The organism is Marinobacterium lacunae, assembly GCF_000705555.1.
GTDB classification, from domain to species: Bacteria; Pseudomonadota; Gammaproteobacteria; order Pseudomonadales; family Balneatricaceae; genus Marinobacterium_D; species Marinobacterium_D lacunae.
On sequence record NZ_JMQN01000059.1, the window covers coordinates 58,743 to 83,217 of the forward strand.

The 24,475-nt window shown below is 56.9% G+C and carries 22 protein-coding genes; 15 read left to right on the forward strand and 7 right to left on the reverse strand.

Translation table 11 applies throughout. The features are described 5' to 3' along the window. Positions 1–3: 3 nt before the first annotated feature. Genes ADIMK_RS19825 through ADIMK_RS19835 form a run of 3 tightly spaced genes read right to left on the reverse strand, consistent with a single transcriptional unit; the run spans position 4 to position 3,615 of the window. Positions 4–930 (reverse strand): ABC transporter permease, encoded by a 927-nt coding sequence (locus tag ADIMK_RS19825; RefSeq protein WP_036191872.1) that lies wholly within the window; start codon positions 928–930, stop codon positions 4–6. Beyond that, a complete protein-coding gene (locus ADIMK_RS19830) occupies positions 930–2,036 on the reverse strand; it encodes an ABC transporter permease (RefSeq protein WP_036191876.1) in 1,107 nt (368 codons plus the stop codon). Before ADIMK_RS19830 ends, ADIMK_RS19825 begins: the two co-directional genes overlap by 1 nt. A 22-nt stretch (positions 2,037–2,058) precedes the next feature. Then, entirely contained in the window at positions 2,059–3,615 is a 1,557-nt protein-coding gene (locus ADIMK_RS19835) for an ABC transporter ATP-binding protein (protein ID WP_036191879.1), read from the reverse strand. 348 nt (positions 3,616–3,963) lie between these two features. Between ADIMK_RS19835 and xdhA the strand changes: the two genes are divergently transcribed. From xdhA to ADIMK_RS19875, 8 genes are read left to right on the forward strand one after another with little or no spacing between them, the layout of a single operon-like run. Beyond that, positions 3,964–5,406, forward strand: a complete 1,443-nt coding sequence (gene xdhA, locus ADIMK_RS19840) for a xanthine dehydrogenase small subunit (protein ID WP_036191882.1) — start codon at positions 3,964–3,966, stop codon at positions 5,404–5,406. Then, on the forward strand, positions 5,399–7,750 hold the full coding sequence (xdhB, locus tag ADIMK_RS19845; RefSeq protein ID WP_036191885.1) for a xanthine dehydrogenase molybdopterin binding subunit: 2,352 nt from the start codon (positions 5,399–5,401) through the stop codon (positions 7,748–7,750). The genes xdhA and xdhB overlap by 8 nt, the downstream gene beginning before the upstream one ends. Further along, the gene (gene xdhC / locus ADIMK_RS19850) at positions 7,747–8,634 is read left to right on the forward strand and encodes a xanthine dehydrogenase accessory protein XdhC (protein WP_036191888.1); all 888 of its coding nucleotides are present in this window, start codon (positions 7,747–7,749) and stop codon (positions 8,632–8,634) included. Before xdhB ends, xdhC begins: the two co-directional genes overlap by 4 nt. Next, entirely contained in the window at positions 8,624–9,142 is a 519-nt protein-coding gene (gene uraD, locus ADIMK_RS19855; RefSeq protein WP_036191891.1) for a 2-oxo-4-hydroxy-4-carboxy-5-ureidoimidazoline decarboxylase, read from the forward strand. The genes xdhC and uraD overlap by 11 nt, the downstream gene beginning before the upstream one ends. Continuing rightward, a complete protein-coding gene (gene uraH, locus ADIMK_RS19860; protein WP_036191894.1) occupies positions 9,139–9,480 on the forward strand; it encodes a hydroxyisourate hydrolase in 342 nt (113 codons plus the stop codon). The genes uraD and uraH overlap by 4 nt, the downstream gene beginning before the upstream one ends. A 24-nt stretch (positions 9,481–9,504) precedes the next feature. Beyond that, positions 9,505–10,014 (forward strand): ureidoglycolate lyase, encoded by a 510-nt coding sequence (locus ADIMK_RS19865; RefSeq protein ID WP_036191897.1) that lies wholly within the window; start codon positions 9,505–9,507, stop codon positions 10,012–10,014. Continuing rightward, positions 10,011–11,318 carry a guanine deaminase gene (guaD, locus tag ADIMK_RS19870; protein WP_036191900.1) on the forward strand — a complete coding sequence of 436 codons (1,308 nt, stop codon included), beginning with the start codon at positions 10,011–10,013 and terminating at the stop codon, positions 11,316–11,318. The genes ADIMK_RS19865 and guaD overlap by 4 nt, the downstream gene beginning before the upstream one ends. Continuing rightward, positions 11,318–12,532: a urate hydroxylase PuuD gene (locus ADIMK_RS19875; protein WP_036191902.1), complete on the forward strand. Its 1,215-nt coding sequence runs from the start codon at positions 11,318–11,320 to the stop codon at positions 12,530–12,532. Before guaD ends, ADIMK_RS19875 begins: the two co-directional genes overlap by 1 nt. On the opposite strand, the gene ADIMK_RS19880 is transcribed toward ADIMK_RS19875, so the two are convergent. From ADIMK_RS19880 to ADIMK_RS19890, 3 genes are all read right to left on the reverse strand, one after another. Further along, positions 12,529–13,065, reverse strand: coding sequence for a nucleoside 2-deoxyribosyltransferase (locus ADIMK_RS19880; protein WP_051693164.1), 537 nt, complete (start codon positions 13,063–13,065; stop codon positions 12,529–12,531). The two genes, ADIMK_RS19875 and ADIMK_RS19880, sit on opposite strands and share 4 nt — an antisense overlap. Further along, positions 13,062–13,712, reverse strand: a complete 651-nt coding sequence (locus ADIMK_RS19885; protein ID WP_036191905.1) for a TetR/AcrR family transcriptional regulator — start codon at positions 13,710–13,712, stop codon at positions 13,062–13,064. The genes ADIMK_RS19880 and ADIMK_RS19885 overlap by 4 nt, the downstream gene beginning before the upstream one ends. Before the next feature lie 126 nt (positions 13,713–13,838). Next, positions 13,839–15,218, reverse strand: a complete 1,380-nt coding sequence (locus ADIMK_RS19890; protein ID WP_036191908.1) for a nucleobase:cation symporter-2 family protein — start codon at positions 15,216–15,218, stop codon at positions 13,839–13,841. 451 nt (positions 15,219–15,669) lie between these two features. Here ADIMK_RS19890 and ADIMK_RS19895 point away from each other — a divergent pair, with 451 nt between their 5' ends. Then, positions 15,670–17,265 carry a DNA recombination protein RmuC gene (locus ADIMK_RS19895; protein ID WP_036191911.1) on the forward strand — a complete coding sequence of 532 codons (1,596 nt, stop codon included), beginning with the start codon at positions 15,670–15,672 and terminating at the stop codon, positions 17,263–17,265. A gap of 45 nt (positions 17,266–17,310) precedes the next feature. Then, positions 17,311–17,814, forward strand: coding sequence for a hypothetical protein (locus ADIMK_RS19900; protein WP_036191915.1), 504 nt, complete (start codon positions 17,311–17,313; stop codon positions 17,812–17,814). Positions 17,815–17,819: 5 nt separating this feature from the next. On the opposite strand, the gene ADIMK_RS19905 is transcribed toward ADIMK_RS19900, so the two are convergent. Then, entirely contained in the window at positions 17,820–19,013 is a 1,194-nt protein-coding gene (locus ADIMK_RS19905) for a GAK system CofD-like protein (protein WP_036191918.1), read from the reverse strand. A gap of 174 nt (positions 19,014–19,187) precedes the next feature. Here ADIMK_RS19905 and ADIMK_RS19910 point away from each other — a divergent pair, with 174 nt between their 5' ends. The 5 genes from ADIMK_RS19910 to ADIMK_RS19935 are packed head-to-tail and all read left to right on the forward strand — an operon-like array spanning position 19,188 to position 24,473. After that, entirely contained in the window at positions 19,188–20,828 is a 1,641-nt protein-coding gene (locus ADIMK_RS19910; RefSeq protein WP_051693165.1) for a phosphotransferase, read from the forward strand. Further along, on the forward strand, positions 20,821–21,711 hold the full coding sequence (locus tag ADIMK_RS19915) for a GAK system ATP-grasp enzyme (protein ID WP_036191919.1): 891 nt from the start codon (positions 20,821–20,823) through the stop codon (positions 21,709–21,711). Before ADIMK_RS19910 ends, ADIMK_RS19915 begins: the two co-directional genes overlap by 8 nt. Then, positions 21,708–22,814, forward strand: coding sequence for an HprK-related kinase B (locus tag ADIMK_RS19920; RefSeq protein ID WP_036191922.1), 1,107 nt, complete (start codon positions 21,708–21,710; stop codon positions 22,812–22,814). The genes ADIMK_RS19915 and ADIMK_RS19920 overlap by 4 nt, the downstream gene beginning before the upstream one ends. Then, complete coding sequence (locus ADIMK_RS21545; protein ID WP_051693166.1) at positions 22,807–23,784, forward strand: NUDIX domain-containing protein; 978 nt, start codon at positions 22,807–22,809, stop codon at positions 23,782–23,784. The genes ADIMK_RS19920 and ADIMK_RS21545 overlap by 8 nt, the downstream gene beginning before the upstream one ends. Further along, the gene (locus ADIMK_RS19935) at positions 23,772–24,473 is read left to right on the forward strand and encodes a histidine phosphatase family protein (protein ID WP_036191924.1); all 702 of its coding nucleotides are present in this window, start codon (positions 23,772–23,774) and stop codon (positions 24,471–24,473) included. Before ADIMK_RS21545 ends, ADIMK_RS19935 begins: the two co-directional genes overlap by 13 nt. The last annotated feature ends 2 nt before the right edge of the window (positions 24,474–24,475 follow it).

The following is a 24,475-nucleotide window of genomic DNA, read 5'->3' on the forward strand; positions in this document are numbered from 1 at the left end:
TCCTCAACTGCTCGCATGGAACGACTTGCCCAGTGACATCGGAGCCAGCAGGCGGGCACGCACCTGATTGCGTGAGAGCAATACCAGCACCAGTATGGTGGCCGCATAGGGCAGTATGGCGAGCAGGTTGGAAGAGATCGAAAACCCAAGCCCCTGGAACACCAGATGCAGAATACTGGCAAGGCCGAACAGCCAGGCACCGAGCAGTACACGCTCGACTTTCCAGCTGGCAAACACCACCAGTGCCAGGGCGATCCAGCCGCGACCGGCACTCATGTTTTCAACCCAAAGCGGTGTATAGGCGATGGACAGGTAGCCACCGGCAAGGCCCGCCATAGCGCCGCCAAACATAACCGCGAGGTAGCGGGTGCGCATCACTGGAAGACCGATCGCGTTTGCCGCGTGGGGGTTCTCGCCCACGGCTTTAACCACAAGCCCGGGGCGGGAGGAGCGGAAAAACCAGTAGACGGCTGCAAACAGGCCGAAGGAGAGGTAGACGACGAGATCCTGCGCAAACAGCATCTTGCCGATCAGCGGAATATCGCTGAGCAGTGGCAGGGCATAGGGATCCAGCCCATTGATCGGCTTGCCGACGAATTCGGTACCGATAAAGGCCGACAGGCCGGTACCAAAAATGGTGAGGGCAAGGCCTGTCGCCACCTGATTAGCGTTAAAGCCCAATGCAATGACGCCGAACAGCAGCGACATGGTGACACCCGCAATAATCGCCAGCAGAAAACCGAGCATCAGGCTGCCGCTGAGCAGGGCGGCGACAAACCCCACCACTGCGCCCATCAGCAACATGCCTTCCTGACCGAGATTGAGCACGCCACTTTTTTCGCAGACCAACTCGCCAAGCGCCACCAGCAGAAGCGGCGTGCCGGTGCGGACCATCGCATAGAGAATATTGGTAATCAGATCGATATCCATTAGCGCACAGTCTCCTTCTGGCTGGCGATGGGGGCCACGGCGGACCGCGATAGTGCGGGAATACGTATACGGAAGTTGATCAGTACGTCACAGGCGAGCAGGTAGAACAGCAACATGCCTTGAAAGAGTCCAGTTAATGCAATCGGCAGCCCGAGATTGATCTGCGCCATTTCACCGCCCATGTAGATCAGTGCCATAAGCAGCGTCGCGAGCAGGATACCTACCGGGTGTAGACGCCCCAGAAAGGCGACGATGATGGCGGCATAGCCGTAGCCCGGCGATATCTGCGGCACGAGCTGTCCCAATGGGCCGGATACTTCACCGACACCGGCAAGGCCTGCCAGAGCACCGCTGATCAGCATGGCGATCCAGACCAGACGCTTTTCGCGAAATCCGGCCAGACGTGCCGCACTGGCATCCAGACCAAGCACCTTGATCTGAAACCCGAGGAACGAACGGCTCAGCAGCACCCAAACCACGACCACCGCAAACAGGGCGAACATCATGCCGTAATGGATACGCGTGCCGTCGATCAGCGTTGGCAGCAGGGCCGAGTCCGAGAACATGGCTGATTCCGGAAAGTTAAAGCCATCCGGATCTTTTAGAGGGCCGTGTACCGCCCAGATCAGCAGATTCAACGCGATGTAGTTGAGCATGATGGTGGTAAGTATTTCGTTGGCGTTGAAGTAGGTCTTGAGCCATGCGGCAAGTAGCGCCCAGAGCGCGCCGCCGACCATTCCGCTGAGCAGTACCAGCGGGAGCACCCAGACTCCTTCGGCGTCGATCAATTGCAGGGCGCAGGCGCTGCCGATCAGGCCTCCCATCAGAAGCTGGCCTTCAGCGCCGATATTCCAGACCTTGGCTTTGAATACGACGGACAAGCCGATAGCACAGAGCAGAATCGGGGCGGCTTTTACAAACAGCTCGGCTACGCCATACAGATCCGACACCGGCATGATCAACAGTGTGTGCAGGGCTTCAGCGGGGTCTTGCCCGAGCAGGGCAAAGAGAATGGCGCCACTGACAAGGGTCAGACAACCTGCCAATACGGGCGAGAGCCAGGCCATGAGTTTCGAGTGCTGGCCGCGGGGTTCCAGTTTGATCATTGCGTTTCCTCGTGGCGTCGCCTTAGGCTGATACGGTGGCGCTGCTTGCCACATCCGTTTCGCTGAAATCACCGGCCATCCAGCGGCCAACCTCGTTGATGCTGGTCTGTGGCGTGGGCTTGATCGGTGACAGCCGCCCATGGCACAACGCACCTATGCGGTCGGATATCTGGAACAACTCATCGATATCTTCCGAGACCACCAGAATCGCGGCCCCCTTGTCACGCAGTTCGATCAGCGCTTTGTGAATCGCCGTGGCAGCACCAATATCCACGCCCCAGGTGGGGTGGGCGGCGATCAGCAGTTTGGGCTGCTGCATGATCTCCCGGCCGATGATGAACTTTTGCAGGTTGCCGCCAGAGAGACTTGCCGCGTGGGTTTCTGTACCGGGTGTTTTGACCCGGTATCGCTCGATGATCTGCTCGGCGAAAGTGCGTGTTTTACGGTGGGAGATCATCCCTTTTTTCACAAGTCCGGTCAGAAAGCCGGTCAGCAATGCATTGTCTTTAAGGCTCATGTCGGGCACTGCTCCGCGGCCCAAACGCTCTTCAGGCACAAACGCCATGCCTGCCGCGCGTCGCTGGCGGGGGGAGAGCTGGCCAACGGCACCATGAGGGAAATGAATGGCATCGTGGTTGTCGATCTCATTTTCACCGCTGAGAGCGCCCAGCAACTCTTCCTGCCCATTGCCGGCCACGCCTGCGATACCGAGTATCTCCCCGGTATGAACATCAAAACTGATCGACTGAAGATCCACGCCAAAAGGGTCTTCACTTAAACGGGAGAGGCCTCTCACCTGAAGAAACGGCTCATCAGCCAGCACCTTGGGGTAATCGGTGCTGATCGGCGTGTCATCGCCCACCATCATTCTGGCCAGACTTTCCGAGCTTTCCTCTTGCGGTGTGCACTCGCCTGATACCCGACCGGCCCGCAGAATGGTTGCGTGATGACAGAGCGCCCGCACCTCATGCAGCTTGTGGCTGATGAACAGGATAGAGCAGCCTTCACTCGCCAGTTGCCGCAGTGTGACAAAGAGTGTTTCGACCTCTTGCGGCGTCAGTACGGAGGTGGGTTCGTCCAGAATAAGCAGTTTGATCGGCTGTACCAGGCATCTCACGATCTCGACGCGCTGACGCTCGCCTACTGAAAGTGTATGAACCTCACGATCGGGGTTCAGCGCCATGCCGTAACGGGTAGACACCTCGCTGATACGCTTGGCAAGTGTTGGCAGGTCGCCTGCGTCATCGCCCAGTGCCAGTGCTATGTTTTCAGTCACCGTCAGTGTTTCGAACAGCGAGAAGTGCTGGAATACCATGCCGATGCCAAGCTTGCGTGCATGCGCCGGGTCTCGGATATCGATTGGCAGGCCATCCCAAAGCAACTCTCCGTGATCGGGTTTTACCAGACCGTAGATCACTTTCATCAGGGTGCTTTTTCCCGCGCCGTTTTCACCCAGTAGGGCATGTATTTCGGCAGGCTCTATATTCAGGTCGATAGAGTCGTTGGCAAGGCAGCCGGGGTAGGCTTTGGTAATCCCGCGAAGCGTCAGGCGGGGAGGCGTAACATGTGGTTCAGCCATAGGCTCCACTCTTCTGGTTTAACCTGCACGGCCGGGGCCGCAACTAAAAGACAAACTGTTTGCGCGCTCTTTTGAATGCAATAACCTGACCAATCGGTCATGTAATTTAATAAATTGACTAATTGGTCAGTTTTGGCAGGATTGCTGCACTTGTCCGCGATAGCTGACTGAGCGGACAATTTTTAGGAAGCGAATTATAACGGCCTTTTTCGCGTATGACTTCCCATCGAACGTCCGTTCAGCCAAACGCTGAGAATATAGATATAAACTAGTATATAAACAGGTATTTAGTGATTCTTTATCAGTAAACACCTCTGCTTTTATCCTCTCAGAAAAAGGTACGTACAGATGATCCGTTTCCTTCTAAACGAGCAGGACGTCACGTTAGAGAGTTGCGCGCCAGATTTGAGCGTTCTGGACTATCTTCGCACCATCGCTGTGCAACGCGGCACTAAAGAGGGGTGTGCTTCGGGGGATTGCGGCGCCTGTACGGTTGTCGTTGCAGAGCCCTCGGGTGATGGGTTGTCCTATACCAGCGTGAATAGCTGTATCACCTTTGTTGGGACACTTCACGGCAAACAGTTACTCACGGTCGAGCATCTTGAGGCCGACGGACGTTTGCATCCTGTGCAGCAGGCGATGGTGGACTTTCATGGCTCGCAATGCGGCTTCTGCACCCCCGGTTTTATTATGTCGATGTTCGCGCTGTACAAGCGCGACCGTCAGCCGACCCGCGCAGAGGTCGAGCGCTCGCTATCCGGTAATCTGTGCCGGTGCACCGGTTACCGGCCGATAATCGATGCCGCGCTGAGCCTCGCCGGAGCTTCAGTCGAGGATCAGCACGCCCTCCGGGAGGAGGCCGTCAGTACTCGGCTGAAAAAGATTCGCGCCGATCACCCCAGCGGTTCGCTCGAGTGCGGTGGCAGACGCTTTTTCCTGCCGGCTACATGCGATGAGCTTGCGGCGCTGCTTCAGGCATACCCTCAGGCACAGCTACTGGCCGGAGGGACCGATCTTGCACTGAGCGTTACCCAACAGCTAAAGCAGCCTGCCGTATTGATCTATACAGGCGGCATAGCCGAGCTCTCGATCATAGAGGAGCGCAATAATTGCCTTCTGGTGGGCGCTGCGGTGAGCTACACGCGCCTTGAGAGCGCGTTGAAACAGCACCTGCCCGCGTTCGGCCACTTGCTCGACAGGCTCGGCTCGTTACAGGTGCGCAATCAGGGGACCCTGGCGGGAAATCTGGCCAATGCTTCTCCAATTGGGGATACACCGCCTGTGCTGTTGGCGCTGGACGCCAAGCTGCACATCCGCAGCGGTAACCATTGTGAAGTGATTGGCATCGACGACTTCTTTACCGGATACCGCCAGACCGCGCTGCCGGCCAATGGGTTTATTGAACAGATCCAGATTCCCGTGCCTGACGATAATCTGTTTAAGGTCTACAAGGTTTCAAAGCGCTTCGATGATGACATATCCGCCGTCTGTGCTGCGTTCAATATCACGCTTTCAGAGGGCGTCGTCACGGCCGCCCGCCTTGGATTTGGCGGTATGGCCGCGACACCAGCCCGTGCGCTGAACGCCGAACAAGCCCTGATAGGGCGGCCATTTGACGAGCAGGGGATTCTCGCAGCACAAGATGCGCTGGAGCGTGATTTTTCACCCATCGACGATGTGCGCGCCAGTGCCGGATACCGGCTTGAGGTGGCGCGGAATCTGCTTTTAAGAGCAGTACTGGAGCAGGATCAACTCTCGGATGAACCTCTGGAGGTGGCTCACTATGCGTAACCTTGCGCCCGTCACCGACGCGATCTGCAAAACAACCGATTCCGCAGGTGCGCCGCGTGCGCATGAGAGTGCGGCCAAGCACGTTTCCGGCAAGGCTTTTTATGTAGACGATATCATTGAGCCACGCGGCACACTGTATGCCGCGGTGGGCTACGCCGACATCGCCCGAGGTCATATACGCACGCTCGATTTAAGTGGTGTGCGCAGCAGCGAGGGTGTGGTTGGTGTACTGGAGCTTGATGATATCCCCGGTATCACCGATGTGGGGCCAGTGTTCCCCGGTGATCCGCTACTAAGTGCCGATGAGATCCGATACGCCGGGCAGCCGGTATTTGCCGTTGCAGCGCAAACCGAGCTGCAGGCACGCCAGGCGGTAAAGCGTGCGGTAATCGACTGTGAATCCCGCGCCCCGTTACTGGACGTTGAGAAGGCGTTGAACGAGAAGCAGTTTGTACGCCCCTCGCACTCGATGCGCCGGGGTGATGCCCGCAAGGCGATAACCGAAGCGCCGCTACGGCTGGAAGCGCAGCAGCATGTCGGGGGGCAGGAGCACTTCTATCTTGAGGGGCAGGTGTCGCTGGCTGTGCCGGCTGAAGATGGCGGCATGCTGATCTACAGCTCTACTCAACACCCCAGTGAAGTGCAGAAGCTGGTCGCCGAGGTGCTCGGCATTCCCGTTAACCGTGTGACTGTCGATATGCGCCGTATGGGTGGTGGCTTCGGCGGCAAGGAGACACAGGCTGCGCCTTGGGCCTGTCTGGCGGCGCTGCTGGCACGCAAGACGGGGCGTGCAGTGAAGTTGCGACTGCCCCGGTGTGACGATATGCCAATGACCGGCAAACGACACCCATTCTTCAACCGCTACGAAATAGGCTTTGATCTTCAGGGCAGATTGCTCGGCGCCGAGATAACGGTTACCGGCAACTGTGGGCACTCGCCGGATTTGTCGGATGCGATCGTCGATCGGGCCATGTTTCATTCCGACAACGCCTATTTCATCCCGGACGTGGCGATAGACGGTCATCGCTGCATGACCAACACCGTATCGCATACGGCATTTCGAGGGTTTGGCGGCCCTCAGGGGATGATGATCATCGAGCGAGCGATGGACGATATCGCCCGGGCAGTAGGGCGAGACCCTCTGGATATCCGCAAACTCAATCTCTATGGCACAAAGGGGCGCGATCTCACCCCGTATCACCAGCAGGTAGAGCACAACCTGCTACCGGAGTTGATTGATCAGCTTGAGCGCTCCAGTCGCTACCGCGAGCGTCGTGCCGAGATCACGGCGTGGAACGCGAAAAACCGAGTGCTTAAGCGCGGGCTTGCACTAACGCCGGTGAAGTTCGGTATATCGTTTACCCTGCAACACCTGAATCAGGCCGGTGCGCTCATCCATATCTACACCGATGGCAGCATTCAGCTCAACCACGGTGGCACCGAGATGGGACAGGGGCTGCATACCAAGGTGTTGCAGATCGTAGCTGAAACACTGGCCGTGAGCCCCGATCAGATCGAGATCACCGCGACGCGCACCGACAAGGTGCCCAATACTTCGCCGACCGCCGCTTCAAGCGGTACGGACCTGAACGGTCAGGCCGCACGGAACGCCGCTCTCACGCTCAAGCAGCGCATCAGCGAATGTGTGGCCGAGCAGAAGCAGGTGGCGGTAGAGGCGATTCGATTCACATCCGGGCAGGTCTTCTGGAGCGACAACGAATCGATGAGCTTTGCTGAAGCCGCTCAGCTGGCCTATTTGAACCGGGTGTCGCTGTCGGCGACCGGGTATTACCGCACGCCGAAGATCTGGTATGACCGTGAGAGCGCCAAGGGGCGCCCGTTCTTTTACTTCGCCAACGGTGCCGCCGTATCTGAGGTGGTGATCGATACGCTGACTGGCGAATACCGCGTCTTGGCGGTCGATATTTTGCACGATGTTGGTCGCAGCCTTAACCCTGCTGTCGATCGTGGCCAGATAGAGGGCGGCTTCATTCAGGGGATGGGGTGGCTCACCACTGAGGAGCTGAAGTGGAATGCAGAAGGCGTCCTGATCAGCAACAGCCCGGCTAACTACAAGATCCCGGCGGTGAGCGATACACCCGCGCATTTCAGGGTCGACCTGTTCAAGCGCGATAACGAAGAGGAAACCGTCTACAACTCCAAAGCGGTGGGTGAGCCACCCTTTATGCTGGCGATCTCAGTCTGGTCGGCCTTGCGTGATGCAATCGCCAGTCTTGCCGATTATCGGGTCAGCCCCGCGCTGGATACACCCGCTACGCCCGAGCGCGTGCTGGGTGCCGTTACCGAAACGCGCAAACAGGCGGCAGAGAAGGGGGCGATATGACCAGTTGGGGGCAGGCGCTGGCCAATCTTCAGTGTCGCGGAGATGCGTACGTTCTGGTGACGCTGATCGGAACGCGGGGGTCAACCCCACGCGAAAGCGGCAGCAAGATGATCGTCACTGAAGATGACTGCTTTGACACGATTGGAGGCGGCCACCTTGAGTTTAAGGTGATCGCCCATGCCCGCCGGTTATTGTGTGACACGCACGACAGCCAAAGTCTGGAACAGTATCCCTTGGGCGCGGGCCTTGGCCAGTGTTGTGGGGGACAGGTCTCGGTCCTGTTCGAGCATTTCACCGCACGGGGAAAACGTCTTCTCGTATTCGGGGCAGGCCATGTTGCCAAGGCATTGGTGCCGATACTTGCTGAATTGCCGCTGCGGGTGCGTTGGATCGATAACAGGCCCGAGCAGCTCCCCGTCCGGCCACCTGAGGGCATTGAAACCTGCCTAAACGATGACCCGGTGGAAGAGTTGGAGCGTGCAGCATCAGGCGCTTGGGTGCTCATACTCACCCACAATCACCAACTGGACTATGAGTTGGTGGAAGCGGCGCTCAAGCGAGGTGATATCGGTTATCTGGGAGTCATTGGCTCACAGACCAAGGCACGCAGGTTTCGCCAGCGTCTGGAACACCGCGGATTCCCACCGGATCAGATCGCCCACATGATCTGCCCTGTGGGGCTGCCTCAGGCCAGTGGTAAACGGCCGATGGAGGTGGCTGTATCCATCGCGGCCCAGCTGATCGAGCGATATCAAGCGCAAGCGCCGGAGAACCCCAAACGTACGGGGGTGGACTGGAAAGCGTTGAACTCGCTGCTTGGCTCCCGCGCCGACAGTCCCGAGGTTTCTAATCCACAATCTGCCAGGAGTCGCGATGACACTTGATCAGTTCAATAGGCTCTCGCCTGAGGCGTGCGCACAAGCACTACAAAACTGCTGCGTCAGCACGCGTTGGATAGAAGGCATGCTTGCCAATCGACCTTTTGATTCATACGAAGCCCTTCAGACAACGGCTGAGGAGGTGTGGCGTGCGCTCTCCATGCCCGATTATCTGGAAGCGTTCGAAGGCCACCCCCAAATTGGCGATCTGGATTCGCTAAAGGCAAAGTACGCCAACACCAAACAACTCGCCGCGGGTGAGCAGTCAGGTGCCAATGATGCGAGTAACGGTGTACTTGAGGCACTTGCCGCGGGTAACGCGGAGTACGAGCGACGATTCGGCTTTATCTTTATCGTCTGCGCAACCGGTAAATCGGCTGAGGAGATGCTGGGGCTGCTCAATGAGCGTCTCGATAACGACCTGATCAGCGAGCTGGCCGTTGCCGCGGGTGAGCAGGCCAAAATAACCCGCCTGCGCCTGGAGAAATTGTTCAATGAGGAGAGATCTGAATGAGTCAGATAACCACCCATGTTCTTGATACGGCAAAGGGGCAGCCGGCCAAAGGGATTGAACTTCAGTTATCCGTTTGGCGAGAGGACGGCTGGCACCTGCTGGCGTCCGGCATCACCAATGCGGACGGTCGCGTCAGTGATCTTCTTCCGGTCGGAAAAGTGTTGCCAGCCGGTCGATATAGAGTGCGCTTTGAGCTTGAACCCTATCTCAAGCTTGAGGGTGTGCCGGTGTTTTACCCGCGCGCCGACATCGAATTCATGGTCGGGCCGGATGGTGAGCATTACCACATCCCGTTACTTCTAAGCCCCTACGGCTACTCTACCTATCGCGGCAGCTAAACGTTTTTAATCAAAGAGATAGCAATGATACTTAAACCCGTTCCAATAAGTGCTGAGCAGTTCACGCCCTTTGGCGATCTCATCGAAACCGGGTCCGATCCCATCGCGATCAACTACGGCTATACCGAGCGTCACCACGATCTAGCGAGCCTTGATCTGCTTGAGCAGGAGGGGCGCCCCATTGTAAGCATCTTTCGCTCAACACCACTTCCCCAGCCTGTAACGCTCAACGTTATGGAGCGGCACCCGTTGTCGTCCCAGGCGTTCATTCCCATGGGCAATCAACCCTACCTGGTTGCCGTAGCGCCGGCTGGTGAGTTTGATGCTTCAAAGATCCGGCTGTTTATCGTTAAGCCCGGACAGGGCGTTAATTACCATCGCGGAACCTGGCATCACTTCTGTTTGGCGCTGAACGCGGTCAGCGATTTCCTTGTCATCGACCGCAGCGGAAAAGGCGATAACTGCGATGAAGTGACACTGGTCGAGCCGATCACGGTGGATTTGAGTGATTGCGAAGAGAGCACAGCACGATGAGCAGTGTGAAAGCGATACGCTCCCAACTGCTCTATTTTGTTGATGATCCGGCCACGGCGGGTGATTCGGCGTGGATCTATCATGCGGACGGCATTCTCTGGATTGAAGATGGCCTGATTCGCATGGCGGGCGACGCGGCCGAGGTGTTGCTACAACTACCAAGCGGCGTCGAGATAGAGCATTTCGATCACCATCTGGTGATCCCCGGGTTCATCGATACGCATATCCATTACCCGCAAACAGAGATGATTGCCGCCTATGGTGAGCGATTGCTTGAGTGGCTGGAAACCTACACCTTTCCGGTCGAGAGCAAGTTTGGCGATTCAGAGTATGCCCGCCAGATCGCCTCATTCTTCCTGGATGAACTGGCGCGAAACGGTACGACCACCGCACTGGTATTCGGCAGCGTTCACCCCGAGTCGGTTGATGCGTTTTTCGCCGAAGCGCAACAGCGCAACCTGCGCATGATCGCCGGAAAGGTGATGATGGATCGCAACGCGCCGGATTATATCTGTGACGAGGCGCAGCAGAGTTATGAGCAGAGCAAGGCGCTTATAGAACGATGGCATGGGGTCGACCGGCTGCAATATGCCGTGACGCCACGATTTGCACCGACGAGCAGCGATGAACAGCTGCAGCTGGCCGGAAAGCTGCTGTGCGAGTATCCGGGCGTGTATATGCATACCCACCTGGCCGAGAACACCGAAGAGTGTCAATGGGTGGCCGAGCTGTTCCCTGAGGCCCGGCACTATCTCGATGTATACGACCGGGCCGGGTTGATGTCGCGACGCAGTGTTTTCGCCCATGGTATCCACCTCTGCGACGACAGCTGCAAGCGCTTGAGTGAGACAGGCGCATCCATTGCACACTGCCCGAGCTCAAACCTCTTTCTGGGCTCGGGACTTTTCGAGCTGGACAGGCTGACCGAGCAGGGCGTAAGTGTTGGCATCGGTACCGATGTAGGGGGCGGTACCAGCTTCTCTATGCTGCAAACACTCGCTGATGCCTACAAGATTCAGCAGCTGCGCGGGCGCAAGCTCGATCCGTTCAGGGCGTTGTATCTGGCGACGCTGGGCGGCGCACGGGCGCTGGATATTGAAGACAAGGTCGGTAGCTTTCAGCGGGGACGTGAGGCTGACTTCGTGGCCCTTGATCTGCACGCAACCGAGCTGCTGAAGTTCCGTACCGGACAATGCAAAACGCTGTTTGAAACCCTATTTGTGCTCAATACGCTCGGTGACGATCGTGTCGTCGATACCACCTGGGTGATGGGTGAGGCGATACACAAAAGGAGAGCCGTGTGATGGATGCTCAACTGATCGCGTACCTGACAGACTGGCTCAATCTGCTTCTACGATTCCTTCACGTCGTAACGGCGATCGCCTGGATCGGGGCGTCCTTTTACTTTGTCTGGCTCGACAATTCGCTTGAAGAGCCACCCAAATGGAAGCAGGACAAAGGCATCAAGGGGGATCTCTGGTCGATTCATGGCGGTGGGTTCTATGAAATCGCCAAGTACCGCCTTGCCCCCGAGTCTATGCCCAAGCATCTGCACTGGTTCAAGTGGGAGGCGTACTCCACCTGGATTACCGGTGCGCTGTTGTTAACGTTGCTCTATTACGTGGGGGCTAACAGCTATCTGATCGACCCATCCAAAGCAGATCTCACCCAGTGGCAGGCAATAGCGATAGGGGTCGGCACGCTCGTCGGTGGGTTTGCCATTTATGAAGCTGCCGTGCGCTCGCCTTTGGTTAACAACGGCCGCCTGTTTGGTGGCGTCATGCTTGCGTTGATTACGCTGATCGCCTGGGGGCTGAGTCAGCTTGTCGGCGACCGTGCCGCCTATATTCACGTGGGGGCGTTGATAGGCACCTGCATGGCTGGCAATGTGCTTCTGGGGATTATGCCTGCACAACGAGGCCTGGTTGATGCTGTTAAACGGGGTGTCGAGCCCGATCCAAAGCCTGCATTAATGGCAAAGCTGCGTTCAACACACAACAACTACGCCACGCTGCCGGTACTGTTCATCATGCTCAGTAACCATTACCCGATGACCTACGGCCATCAGTATGGCTGGCTGATACTGGGCGCTATGGCGCTTATTGGGGCCTGGGCACGACACTTCTTCAACCTGCGGCATCAGGGCATTATCAGGCCCTGGGTTTTGATCTCGGCATTTATCGCGTTTTGTGTGCTGGTGGTGATCGTGCGGCCTGCGCCGATACAGCGCACTGCGGTGGAGAGAGGGGGGCTGTCTGATCAGCAGGTGGTTAAGCTGGTGCAGGCGCGCTGTACTGCCTGTCACAGTGCAACGCCCAGTGATGATGTGTTTACCGTTGCGCCATCAGGCGTGGTATTTGACTCTGCCGAACAGATACGCCGCATGATGGACAGAATCGAGGCGCGGGCGGTACTGACCCACGATATGCCGTTCATGAACAAGACGGGCATGACGGACGAGGAGCGGGCGCTGCTCGGTGATTGGATCGCACAGCAGCGCAGCAAAAACGCCGGTTAAAGGCTTGAGAGTGCCTCGATAACCGCTCTGAATGCGCGAAGGTGATCCTCCATCCGCTTGGGGTCGCCTTCGACGCGCAGCAGTGAGCCGCCGCTTTCTGCAATTGCCCCCACCATCATCAGGTTATCGCTCATGCCGAAGGCTTCGATGTGCTGGTCGTCGTGATCCCAGCCGGGCTCGGCGTGCTCGACTCTGTCACCATAGTCCCGGGTGTCGAGGGTATACCCCCAAACAGGCTTGCCTTGCGCGCGCATGTAGCCCATTTCGAACGCAGTTCCGCCATCAATGCCGGGCCCGCGAAACGGCGTCATGTTGGCGACGATGAGGTCGCATCGATTCATCAGGTCGATATCGGCGTTGTAGATCGCGACACCGGATTGGAAAGGACTCAGTCCGGTCAAATCCACATTGCTGTCCAGCGGGAATAACCCCTCGAACCCGAACTCGGCGCATATATCGGCTTTCGCCTGTCCCAGCGCCTTGGCGTCGCGGCGGAACACATCGGGGCCTGCCAGATAGATCTTGCGCATCATCTTGAGATTCCGCAGCCCTTGAGAATGATATGGGTGAGGGTGGCGGTCGCGTTGAGGTAGTCCTGCTCGTCAAGCTCGTCCTTGCCCAGTGCCGCCTTGATCTGTACCGCGAAGTCCGCGTAATGCTGGGTTGAAGACCACAACAGGAAGATGAGGTGCTCTGGTGTAACTTCCGGGTCTATTTTGCCCTGTGACACCCATGCACCGAATACGTCAGTCCGTCCTCTAAACCACTGGGCGTAGTCTTCGCGGAAATACTCTTTCATGTTGGGCGCGCCATTGACCAGCTCGGCGGCAAAGATTCTGGAGGCGAGGGGGTTTTCGACAGAGAAGCACACCTTACGCGCGATGTAGCGTGAAAGCACCTCGCCGGGATCATCCTCTGGCGTGATCGCGTTCAACGTACTGTCCCACAGGGCGATGATGTCACTGATCACCGCCATGTAGAGGCCCAGTTTGTTCTTGAAGTAGTAATGGATATTCGCCTTGGGTAGGCCCGCGCGCTGAGCGATATCGTTCATGCTGGCCCCTTTATATCCCGAGGACGCAAATTCGATCTCTGCCGCACGCAGAATGATCGACTCATTTTTCTGTCGAATGCGACCGGCCGGTCGGGTGCTAGTTTCAGCATCGATTTTGAACAGCATTTGATACTCGCTCCGGATAACCCATCTAGCAAAAAGACGACGAACGCCTTTGCAGGCGTTCACTTATTGACTGTGGGGCATTATACGCAAAATGGCCACCCGGAGATGACCGTTTTGGTTATGAGCTTATGCCTCTTTATGATGGGTTGAATAAGACTCTGACGCTTTGGCGTCCTTGGGTTCTGGCAGCAGCAGAGTCAGCAGTATCGCGGCAATGCCGCCACTGGTGATGGGTGAGCCAAAAATGTTTTGCACAAGCTTGGGCATCTGGGCCAGTGGCTCCGGCGCGAGAATAACGCCAAGGCCAATCCCAAAGGAGACTGCCATAATCAGCATTTTACGACGATCAAGCTGCTCAGTTGCCAGAATCTTGACCCCGGCCGCGGCAACCGTGCCGAACATCACCAGCGTGGCGCCGCCCAGTACGGGTTTCGGGATCTGCTGCAGAACCGCGCCGATAATCGGGAAGAGGCCAAGAATCACCAGAATGGCGCCAATGTAATACCCGACATGGCGGCTGGCCACGCCAGTTAGCTGGATGACACCGTTGTTCTGACTGAAGGTGGTGTTGGGAAAGGTGTTGAATACGGCGGCAAGAGCCGAGTTGAAGCCATCACCCAGAACGCCGCCCCTGATGCGGGCGATATAGATTGGCCCTTTTACCGGCTCTCTTGAAATCATCGAGTTGGCGGTCAGGTCGCCCGTCGATTCTATCGCGGTGATCAGGTAGATAAGCGCGATCGGCAGGAAAGCGCCCCAATCGAAATCAAAACCGTACTTGAACGGTAGCGGAAAAGTCATCCACGGGGCGCTTATGCCGGCAAAGCTGACCTTACCCAGCAGGAATGCCGCTACAAAGCCAACGCCGAGCCCCGCGATAATGGAAGAAAGACGCACCCAGGGATTGGCTGAGCGGTTCAGCACAATAATGGTGAGCAGTACGCCAAACCCAAGCAGCAGGTTGATACCGCTACCGAAATCGGGCGCGTTGAAGCCACCGGCGAGGTCAGTCATCCCCACCTTGATCAGACTGATGCCAATAATGGTGATCACGATGCCGGTGACCAGTGGGGTTATGACCCGCTGAAGCTTGTGAATGAACTGACTCAAGAACATCTCAACGAACGCGCCCAGAAAGCAGACACCGAAGATAAGCGACAATATCTCCTCGGGTCCGCCGCCTTTGGCTTTGGCGATGAAGCCGGCTGCCAGCACCGAGCTTAGAAACGCAAAGCTAGTGCCCTGAACGCAGATCATCCCCGCCCCTACCCCAAAGGGCTTACGCGCCTGTATAAGCGTCCCGACCCCGGACACCACTAGCGACATGCTGATGAGGTAGGGCACTTCGTCACCAAGCCCCAGTACACCGCCGATAATCAGTGTTGGGGTAATGATGCCGACAAAGCTTGCGAGGACGTGCTGGAGCGCCGCGAACAGTGATTCTGTAAACCCGGGGCGAGACTCTAACGGGTAGAGCAGCTCTGAGTTAGTGGGATTGTCGGACATTACCTTTCTCCTGTAGGTGCGTGCACTGTTAAGTAAATATCAAATCCGGACAGAGTGGACATGAAAAGTCAGCAGCGTCCGCGATTGAGATAACGCCCTTTGGGAAGCAATAATCTGACCAATTGGTCAGCTTGGGGTTTTTGGCATCATTAATTCATTTTAAAACAAAAGGATATCGGCTTTTTGTAAAGCTGTATGTCGCCGGTTTGGCGAGGTGAGTGTTAGGCCTTGGGGCGTAATTCAGAAACAGGCGCCCCGTTTTGGCGCATTAATGTCAAGCTGACCGAGCGCGAAGGTATTAAAAATACATAGTACGTATAAAGTAATATTTTGGATTTCGGGTATCAGGCTGCCCCTGCTTGAAGCGCTCGGATCATGATCCGAGGTGTTGTTGTTGCTCTATCTGCACTATGATTTGCGCCTTGTTGTGCCAAATCGTGGATACAGATGAATGACGAACGACACCCTTTTGCTGCTGGCGATAGCGCTCCCTCTATCCTTTCTGTCTGCCTGGGGGCTTGCAAGTCTCCGAGCGCAACGCGCACTTAATACCGAAACCGCCCGCGCAGATGCAGCGATTACAGAGGCTGCCCGATCTCAGCAGGAGACCTCCTTGTTGCGCGATCAATTCGAAAAGGCGCGTTCGGAGCTTTCTACAATCGCCATCGAGAAGCAGAGGCTTGAAACGCGCCTTGAGCATATCGAAGAGCAGGGCGCCGAGATACGTAGCCAGTATATGCAGCAGCGAGAGCGTATCGAACAGCAAGCTGCAGAGCTTCAGCAGAGTCGCTCGGAACTTGCCGCCGCTGTCGAGCGTCGTGACCAGCTTAATGAGCGACTGGCTGAGCGTCAGCAACGGCTCCAGCATACCGAGCAACTGCTCGACAGTCTGCGTAATGAGCATTTTGAGCTTGAGTCTGCACATACAGAGTTGCGCACCACGCTGGCGCAAAAGCAGGAGCATTTCGAAGCGCAGATGCGCCAGCTTGAGCAGAGTCGCGAACTACTGAAGAAAGAGTTTGAGGTGCTCGCCGGTGAAATCCTGGAGCGCAAAGGCAAGGCGTTCACCGAACTGAACCAGACAAGCCTGAGCGCGCTTCTTAATCCAATTCATAGTGAAATGAAGGGGTTCAAGGAGAAAGTTGAACGTATACATGAGCAGGAAACGGCACAACGAATCCAGCTCAAGACAGAGCTGGAAAACCTGCAGAAGCTCAACCGCGATATAACCGATCAGGCACACAAGCTCACCACGGCGCTGCAGGGGCAGAAAAAAATGCAGGGCAACTGGGGTGAGCTGATGCTCGAAAACGTGCTGGAAAAGTCGGGTCTGCGCCCGGGCGATGACTACCAGCGCGAGATGAGCATAACCACCGAAGAGGGGCGCCAGCGTCCGGATGCGGTGATATTCCTGCCGCAGCAAAAACATCTGATTATCGATGCCAAGACGTCACTCATGGCGTATACGCGCTATGTGAATGCCGAGGATGAAAGCGAACGCATGGCGGCGCTGGCTGACCATACGCAGGCTGTGCGTGATCGCATCAACGAGCTTGCCGATCGGGACTACTATCGACTCCCCGGCCTTAATTCGCCCGAGATCGTGATTATGTTTATCCCGATCGAGTCCGCCTATGTCGAGGCGCTGAAATACGACGACACGCTGTATCAGCGGGCGATTGAGCGCCATGTGCTGGTGGCGACACCGACCACCTTGCTGACCAGCCTCAATATCGTCAGACAGCTATGGCGCTTTGAGGATCAGAGCAAGCACACGGCCGAGCTGGCCGACCGCGCCGACAAGTTCTATCGCAAACTCAATGCCTTCCTCACCAGCATGCTGGATGTGGGCAAGAAACTTGATTTGGCGCGTGGCAGCTACGACAAGGCGCTAGGTCAGCTGGCCGATGGGCGGGGCAACCTGATCAAGCAGGCGGCCGAGTTCAAGGATCTGGGCGTGGCTGTACAGAAAGAGCTACCCCCTGAGCTTGTTGAGCGGGCCCAGCTGGAGCTGGATCGAAACTCCACGACTCTTGAGCAGCCCTGATACAGGGCCGCCGACTTTTGCGGATAAAGGATTAAGACTGTTGTTATGGTGAATATCGGTGCGTTTACCTTTCAGTTCGACCGAATGGAGGATCGCATCCGCCTGGTCGGCAATCTGGATAATGGCCAGCCTCGAATTGATTTCTGGATCACCCGTCGTCTGGCCAAACTGTTGCTCGACGCGGGCGATCAGCTTGTCCAGAAAACCTCACGCCGCGTGAGCGAAAGCCCGGCGGAGTTTAAAGGCGCAACGGCCCAGTTCGAGCATGAGCAGGCCAAGGCCGCGATGCAGGCGAGCAATCAGGCGATCCCGAGCGATGGCACAACACCGGAACTGCTGCATCGGGTCGATTTTAGCTTCAAGGATGGGCGCTACCGGCTGCGTTTTTACAGCCAAGATGCGCCGGATGAGATTGAGGCTGTCAGCGTACTGACCTATCCCGAGCTGCATCAGGTGCTGCACCTGATCCATGTGGGCTGCGAAGCGCTGGAGTGGGGTGTTTCAGAGCCATTTTCGCTATTCGCAGCCGACCCATCCCGCTTGCAGTGATGGAGTTAGCTAAGGGATAGCAGCGTGGTGACCAGACGCTCGTTATCGTACCGGCCCTCTTTGGTTCTATCGATAAAGCGCAGGTCGATCACCTGAATACCTAACGAATCGAACAGCCGGTAGGGTATGCCGCCGGGGTAGTGGCCACATTTGCTGTCGATCAGAACAAAGTTAAGCAGATCGCTTACTTTCAGCCCGCCGGCTTCATCCCGTTTCAGGTAATCGAGCAGGGTGGTGATGCAATCCTCCAGCGTCATGCCCAATTGCTCCGGGTCGCTACCCTGATTGGGTATGTACACTTTCGGGCAATCGTTGCGGGCGATCGATCGCCCGACACCTTCCGGCAGCAGATTAGCGATAAGGCTTGAATAGAAGCTGCCCTGCGGATAGCAGATAAGGTCGGCCTGCTGGATCAGCTTGCGGTTGCGCTTGCGCACCTGTGTGGTGGCATCGACTGGCTCCGCAAGTGACTCGCACAGGCTCAGCGATACGATGGGCGAGGTCAGGGGCGGGGCCTCTTTCCCGGTGATCAGATGCTGGCCGACCACTGTCGTGCCATCGGCCAACTGTGCCCTCAGGTGAAGGTCGTCGTTGACGATGGCGCGCACCGTGCCCTGAACGTTGACCAGTTTAGAGAACAGGAAAAGGATCGGCTCAAGATCCCGGTGGTTATTGATGTAGCCACCGGCCAGGATCAGGTTGCCGATACTGGCCCCTGACAGGTCGAAATCCCGCGGCATTGCTTCAAGGAAGAACCCGAGGTGGTTGCAGATCAGGCGGCGCATGGGGTTTACGATGGCGGCGACCAGCGGGTCTTTGCCCGTTGCCATGGCGTGCAGTCGCTCACGCAACACCGTGTTTGGCTGATTGCCGGGCAGGCGGTAGGTAAACAGCTCGAACACCTCAGGGTGGCCGAGTACGCTCTCGTCCGCCAGCGCCATCAGTCGGCTGCGAAGATCGCCAATCGCCGGCATACCGAATGCGTCGCGAAGCTTTGCCGAACTGCCGCCGGAATCGAACGGCGTGACCAGATGGATTGAGTTATGCGTGTAGTTCTTCAGTGTGCGCGAGAGACCCGTAAGGGCTGATCCGCCGCTGAAAAACAGAATGCGTGGGCCAAGCTCAGGTATCTTCCGATAGCGGCTTACAGCAAGAGTGTCTGGGATCGTAAGACTCCGGGTTACACGTACTCTCGCCATTGGGGCATTCCTGCTATCAAGTCCTGAATATGGGAAAGTCTACTGAGAAAAGGTCTTTCTGTACAAGGAGTTAAATGCAGCGCTCGGTCTCATGCTGTCACAATAGTGCAATGTTGAATGCCGCACGTTTACGGTACCCTGTGATCATCAGGAACAAAGGCGGTATGAACGGAGATGATCAAATTACCCAAAGGCTTACAGGATAACCTGCATTTTCTTCGTGTCGAAGTGGATTCTCAGGTTGCCGGTCTCCAGGGGTATCTCAAGGCACCCAGTACTGTACTTGCGCGCAAGATTCAGGACCGCTCAGGCTATGCCTACAACCTGAAAACCCGCATCCAAAGCGACGTTATCGCCCGGCTAAGAAGTGGCAAGCGACACACGGGGCGCGATATCACGCTGCGCAGCGTTGAGTTTATCGCCATCGATCTGGAGCGCATAACCGAGATTTGTCGCAACTGCATCGAGCAGATGCAAACCATCGAGTGTTTCTCGCTTCTGGGCGCCTCACGCTATGCCTCGATGCTCAAACGGGTGCGCAAAGGTTTGTCGCAGTTGGAAGATGCGATGGCGGCGCCGGGCTCTAAAGCCGCTGTCGAGATTGGCCAGATCAACAACCGTTTGATGCGCGATTATGAGCACCAGCTACAAGGCTATGTGAGGGCGCTGAAACAGCACCCTGAACATACCGAAGATCTGACGCGCGCACTGTTTGTCGCCTACGAAATGAAGCAGATGGGCGCAGCCTTGCTGCACATTAGCGAATCCATCATCTCGGCCAACCTTGGACAGCCGGTCAGTTTCGAACGCTTCTTTTCGCTCAAGTCCATGATCAGCGATCTGGATGCCGATGGCGATGATCTTCAGGTTGCATCCATTGCGCAAACCCGCTCGGGTAGCTCTATTTCAGGTATATCGAACGGTGATGATGCCGAAAACGGTTATCTGGCGATATTCAAAGATGGTGAGAAGCGCAAGGTTAAAGAGGAGCGGGCGGGCGTCAATGCCTGGCATGAGATCTACCCGGGGCTGGCGCCGAAGATTCTCTCCTACGAAAAGCGGGGGCAGTCCGCCGCGCTGCTGATCGAGCACCTGCCGGGGTATACATTTGAACAGATCCTGCTGAACGAACCGGATACCCTGCTTGAACAGGCGCAGAAGCGTCTTGAGAAAACACTTAAATCGATCTGGCGTGAAACGCGGGTAAGCGAGCCTTCGCCGGCCTCGTTTATGCAGCAGCTTCAAAAGCGAATGGATGATGTATACCGAATCCACCCTGAGTTCGCACAAAGCGACAGCACGCTGTGCGGCGTTGACATCCCCTCATTCGACTCGCTTATCGCCCACGCCCAGAAGCGGGAAAAGGGCTGGCCAGCACCGTTTTTGGTGTATTGTCATGGCGATTTTAACGTCGACAACATCATCTACGACCCTCTGGAGAAGCGGATCAACTTTATCGATCTGCACCGCTCGCGCTACATGGATTATGTGCAGGACGTATCGGTGTTCATGGTTTCAAACTACCGGCTTCAAATACTCGACGCCGACACCCGCAAGCGCCTGATGCGTGTCGCCCAGCACCTGTATGCCACGGCCAGGCGCTATGCTGTAAAACAGGGCGATGACACATTCGAGGTGCGTCTGGCGCTGGGGCTGGCGCGCTCGTTCGCAACCTCCACCCGTTTTATCCTTGATAAATCACTGGCTCGCCGCATGCAGATTCGTGCGCGTTATCTGCTTGAACTGGTATTAGCGGTGAAGCCGGGGCGCGAGAAGAAATTTCGTTTACCGATGAAGGAGATCTTCGTTGACTGATACCCGAATCGCCATCGTCGGCATTCCCGGCAAGTGGTCCACCGAGGTGCTGGCCGATGCGCTCGAGCAGCGCACCGGATACCGGCGCGTTATCGACATGGCCGATGTAGAGCTTGATCTTACCCATAATCGGTTGCTGCATAAGGGTGATGATCTGTGCAAGCTGGATGGGCTCATCGTCAAGAAAATAAGCGCCGAGTACAGCCCCGGCACGCTTGATCGGCTCGAAATGCTACGAACTGCCCAGTCGCGTGGTGTTCAGGTGTTTAGTGATCCTGAAAAGATGCTCCGCCTGATCGACCGGCTAAGCTGCACCGTAACCTTGCGCAACGCGGGCATCCCTATGCCGGACACATGCGTAACTGAAAGCCCTGCGGCAGCACTGGCGGCAGTCAAACAGTACGGTGAAGCGGTATTCAAGCCGCTGTTTTCGAGCAAGGCGCGTGGCATGTGCGTGATCAGTGCCGAGCAGGATGACGCACGTATCGCCGCGTCAATTGAGCAGTTTCAGCGCAACAATCCGATGCTGTATATCCAGCGCAAAGTGGAGCTATCCGGTCGTGATCTGGGCATGGTGTTTCTCGGGGGGGAATACCTGGGCACCTATGCGCGTGTGTCGCAAAGCAATAGCTGGAACACCACAATCAACAGTGGCGGGCGCTACGAGCCCTATACACCGGATGACGCACTCATTGATCTGGCACGGCGTGCGCAGGCGCCTTTTGGTCTGGACTTTACCACCGTCGATGTAGCCCTGACCGATACCGGCCCCATAGTGTTTGAGGTTTCGGCATTTGGCGGCTTCAAAGGTGCGCTGGAGGGCGCAGGTATCGATGCAGCTGCCCTGTATACCGATTACGTTTTGAAAAAGTTGGGCCGATGATTAACGAAACAGCACATACGCTCGCTGACGCTTTGGTGGCCGGGCACCCGCTTGTAGCGGACAGCCTTGTACTTACACTTGATGGAATGAGTATCTCGGTACGCTCGAACAGTCCTGCGCTTATTGCACGGCTGGGGGACTATTTTGCCCATGTTGTGGCCGGCCCTAAGCAGCAGACGGATGTCGAGGTGGTGGCGATCGAGCGTGACGCCCCGAACCTTGATCTACCCTATGTCGACTGGCGGCGCGAAGCGGGCAAAAAGGGGCGAAAAGATGCGTGTTTCGACCTACCGGGCGCGCGCGTGATTCACAAGGTACGCACCGGCATGACCTTCCTGCAAAGCGACAAACTGCGCATTGCGGCGGGCCCGTGCATGGCCAACGACAATCAGGTGATCAACTTCATCAATAACCAGTACATGAATGCTCTGCAGCAGAGGGGCTGGCTCAACTGTCATGCGGCGGGGCTGCGCTACCGTGGCCGGGCACTGGCCATGGCAGGTTTCTCCGGCGGCGGCAAATCAACCCTGATGCTGCACATGATGGAGAACCCTGATACGGCGTTTATATCCAATGACCGCCTGTTCGTTCAGGCGCAGCATGGGCAGATCATGGCCGCAGGCATCCCCAAGCTGCCGCGCATCAACCCCGGTACCATCATCAACAACACGCGCCTGAGCCCGCTCATTTCCGAACGTGAGCAGGCCGAGCTTTCGGCACTTCCAGCGCCGGAACTATGGGATCTTGAGCAGAAATATGACGCTGACATCACCCAACTGTATGGCGAAGGGCGAATAGAGGCCGGCCACTGCCCGCTGGCTGGATTCATGGTGCTGAACTGGACCCGTGAGAAAGGCCATCCCCTTAAAGTTGAACAGGTTGATCTGGCCGAGCGGCGCGACTTGCTGGCGGCCATCATGAAATCGCCGGGGCCGTTTTATCAGAACGCCGATGGTGTGTTTCTGGCCGATACCGGCGATTTTGACGAATCCGCCTACCTGAACGTGCTACAGCATGTGCCCGTGTACGAAGCCAGCGGCAGTGTCGACTTCGAGGCGCTCTCGCGGCGCTATTTTGAACGTGCGGATAGCCACCATGTTTGAGCTATTACTGCTGCGCCACGGCGAGGCCAAAGATGAACCGGCCGTGCCCGACATTGAGCGTCCGCTTAAAGGAAAGGGCAAGCGCGGCGCCCAAAGGCTTGGTGTCTGGATGCACGAGCACAGTGTAGGCCCAGAGGTAGTGATTGCCTCACCTGCTGAACGTGCGCGGACAACGGCCGAAAAATGCATAAAGGCGATGGGACGTTCTGCGGAAAACATCCGAATCGACAGTCGCCTTTACGGTGCCGACGCAAAAACGCTGCTGGATATTGCCATTGAAAATACCTCTTACACCAACCGCCTGATGCTCGTTGGTCATAATCCGGCACTGGCGCGTCTGATCGAACTTCTTTTACCGTACAGCGCAATCCCCAATCGCGCACCGCTTTTACCGGCAGGTACCTTGGTACGCATTGGCCTGCCTGAAAACCGCGCCATGCCGCTCAGAGGCCAGGGCAAACTGCTGTCATGGACCGAACCTGGCAGCCTGCCAAAACTGTTCCCGTTCCGTGCTGATGGCGCGCTTGAGCAACGTAAACGGCCCGCTTACTACTACAGCCAGTCGGCCGTGATTCCGTATAGGTTTATCGACGGTGAGGTTCAGATGCTGCTGATTACCTCCAGTAGCGGGCGCTGGTGGGGCGTGCCCAAAGGTATCGTGGAACCGGGGCTCAGTGAGCAGGACTCAGCCGCGAAAGAAGCGATGGAGGAAGCTGGCGTGCTTGGCGACGTTCATCCCACAAGAATGGGGCACTACCTTCACGAGAAGTGGGGTGCAACCTGCGATGTCAGTGTCTATGCGATGCGGGTAGACAGTATTCTGCCGGGATCAGAGTGGGATGAAGATCATCGAATACGCCGCTGGACGACGCCGGATCAATCAATTGATTCCATCAAGAGCACTGGGTTGAAAACAATCGTTCAGGAGCTCCCGGCATTCCTTAAGCAGGAGGGCTTGTGGCAAGACTGATTGCAGCGTTAGTACGACATGGCGACTACCACCAGCTCAAAGACACGCCGAGCGCCCATCAGCCTTTCCCCCTGACTGAAAAAGGCGTGAACCGGGCGCGGGTGGCTGCACGTGGTGTCGCGCAAATGCTGAGCGAAAAGGGCTGGGCGCTTGCGCCTGACGTCGACTGCTCAAAGTTGCTGCGGGCGTGGCAAACCGCTCAGCTGTTTATCGAAGAGTTGGAAGGTCTATTCCAGAAGCCTGCGCAGCTAGAGCCTTTCGAGGCTTTGGCAGAGCGAGGGCTAGGAAGCGCCGCTAACCTGACCACCGCGCAGATTCGGGAGGTCATCGAGGCAGACCCCCGCTTCGATGCGCTGCCCGCCGACTGGAAATCGAACAGCCACTACCGTTTACCGCTGCAGGGTGCCGAATCACTGATGCAGGCCGGTGAGCGAGTCGCCCGGCATATCAATGCGCGCATGGACGCGCTTCAACCTGTAGACGGTGCCGATACCGTTAAGCTGTTTGTTGGGCATGGCGCTGCTTTTCGTCACGCAGCCCATCTAATGGGCGTGCTGGAGTTTGAACAGATTGCCGCACTGAGCATGTATCACGCACAGCCTGTCTATCTGGAGCGGCTTCAGGATGGCCGGTGGCGCCATATCGCGGGTGACTGGAAGGTGAGAGGCAAGGGGGCTTATTCCGACTAGGC

Coding starts and splice junctions, on each gene's coding strand:
- ADIMK_RS19905 (WP_036191918.1), bottom strand. CDS start 19,013: ATGGCGAGAGTACGTGTAACCCGGAGTCTTACGATCCCAGACACTCTT.
- ADIMK_RS19895 (WP_036191911.1), top strand. CDS start 15,670: ATGACGAACGACACCCTTTTGCTGCTGGCGATAGCGCTCCCTCTATCC.
- xdhB (WP_036191885.1), top strand. CDS start 5,399: ATGCGTAACCTTGCGCCCGTCACCGACGCGATCTGCAAAACAACCGAT.
- ADIMK_RS21545 (WP_051693166.1), top strand. CDS start 22,807: ATGTTTGAGCTATTACTGCTGCGCCACGGCGAGGCCAAAGATGAACCG.
- uraD (WP_036191891.1), top strand. CDS start 8,624: ATGACACTTGATCAGTTCAATAGGCTCTCGCCTGAGGCGTGCGCACAA.
- ADIMK_RS19875 (WP_036191902.1), top strand. CDS start 11,318: ATGGATGCTCAACTGATCGCGTACCTGACAGACTGGCTCAATCTGCTT.
- guaD (WP_036191900.1), top strand. CDS start 10,011: ATGAGCAGTGTGAAAGCGATACGCTCCCAACTGCTCTATTTTGTTGAT.
- ADIMK_RS19920 (WP_036191922.1), top strand. CDS start 21,708: ATGATTAACGAAACAGCACATACGCTCGCTGACGCTTTGGTGGCCGGG.
- ADIMK_RS19900 (WP_036191915.1), top strand. CDS start 17,311: ATGGTGAATATCGGTGCGTTTACCTTTCAGTTCGACCGAATGGAGGAT.
- ADIMK_RS19885 (WP_036191905.1), bottom strand. CDS start 13,712: ATGCTGTTCAAAATCGATGCTGAAACTAGCACCCGACCGGCCGGTCGC.
- ADIMK_RS19880 (WP_051693164.1), bottom strand. CDS start 13,065: ATGATGCGCAAGATCTATCTGGCAGGCCCCGATGTGTTCCGCCGCGAC.
- ADIMK_RS19910 (WP_051693165.1), top strand. CDS start 19,188: ATGATCAAATTACCCAAAGGCTTACAGGATAACCTGCATTTTCTTCGT.
- ADIMK_RS19835 (WP_036191879.1), bottom strand. CDS start 3,615: ATGGCTGAACCACATGTTACGCCTCCCCGCCTGACGCTTCGCGGGATT.
- xdhC (WP_036191888.1), top strand. CDS start 7,747: ATGACCAGTTGGGGGCAGGCGCTGGCCAATCTTCAGTGTCGCGGAGAT.
- uraH (WP_036191894.1), top strand. CDS start 9,139: ATGAGTCAGATAACCACCCATGTTCTTGATACGGCAAAGGGGCAGCCG.
- ADIMK_RS19865 (WP_036191897.1), top strand. CDS start 9,505: ATGATACTTAAACCCGTTCCAATAAGTGCTGAGCAGTTCACGCCCTTT.
- ADIMK_RS19825 (WP_036191872.1), bottom strand. CDS start 930: ATGGATATCGATCTGATTACCAATATTCTCTATGCGATGGTCCGCACC.
- ADIMK_RS19890 (WP_036191908.1), bottom strand. CDS start 15,218: ATGTCCGACAATCCCACTAACTCAGAGCTGCTCTACCCGTTAGAGTCT.
- xdhA (WP_036191882.1), top strand. CDS start 3,964: ATGATCCGTTTCCTTCTAAACGAGCAGGACGTCACGTTAGAGAGTTGC.
- ADIMK_RS19830 (WP_036191876.1), bottom strand. CDS start 2,036: ATGATCAAACTGGAACCCCGCGGCCAGCACTCGAAACTCATGGCCTGG.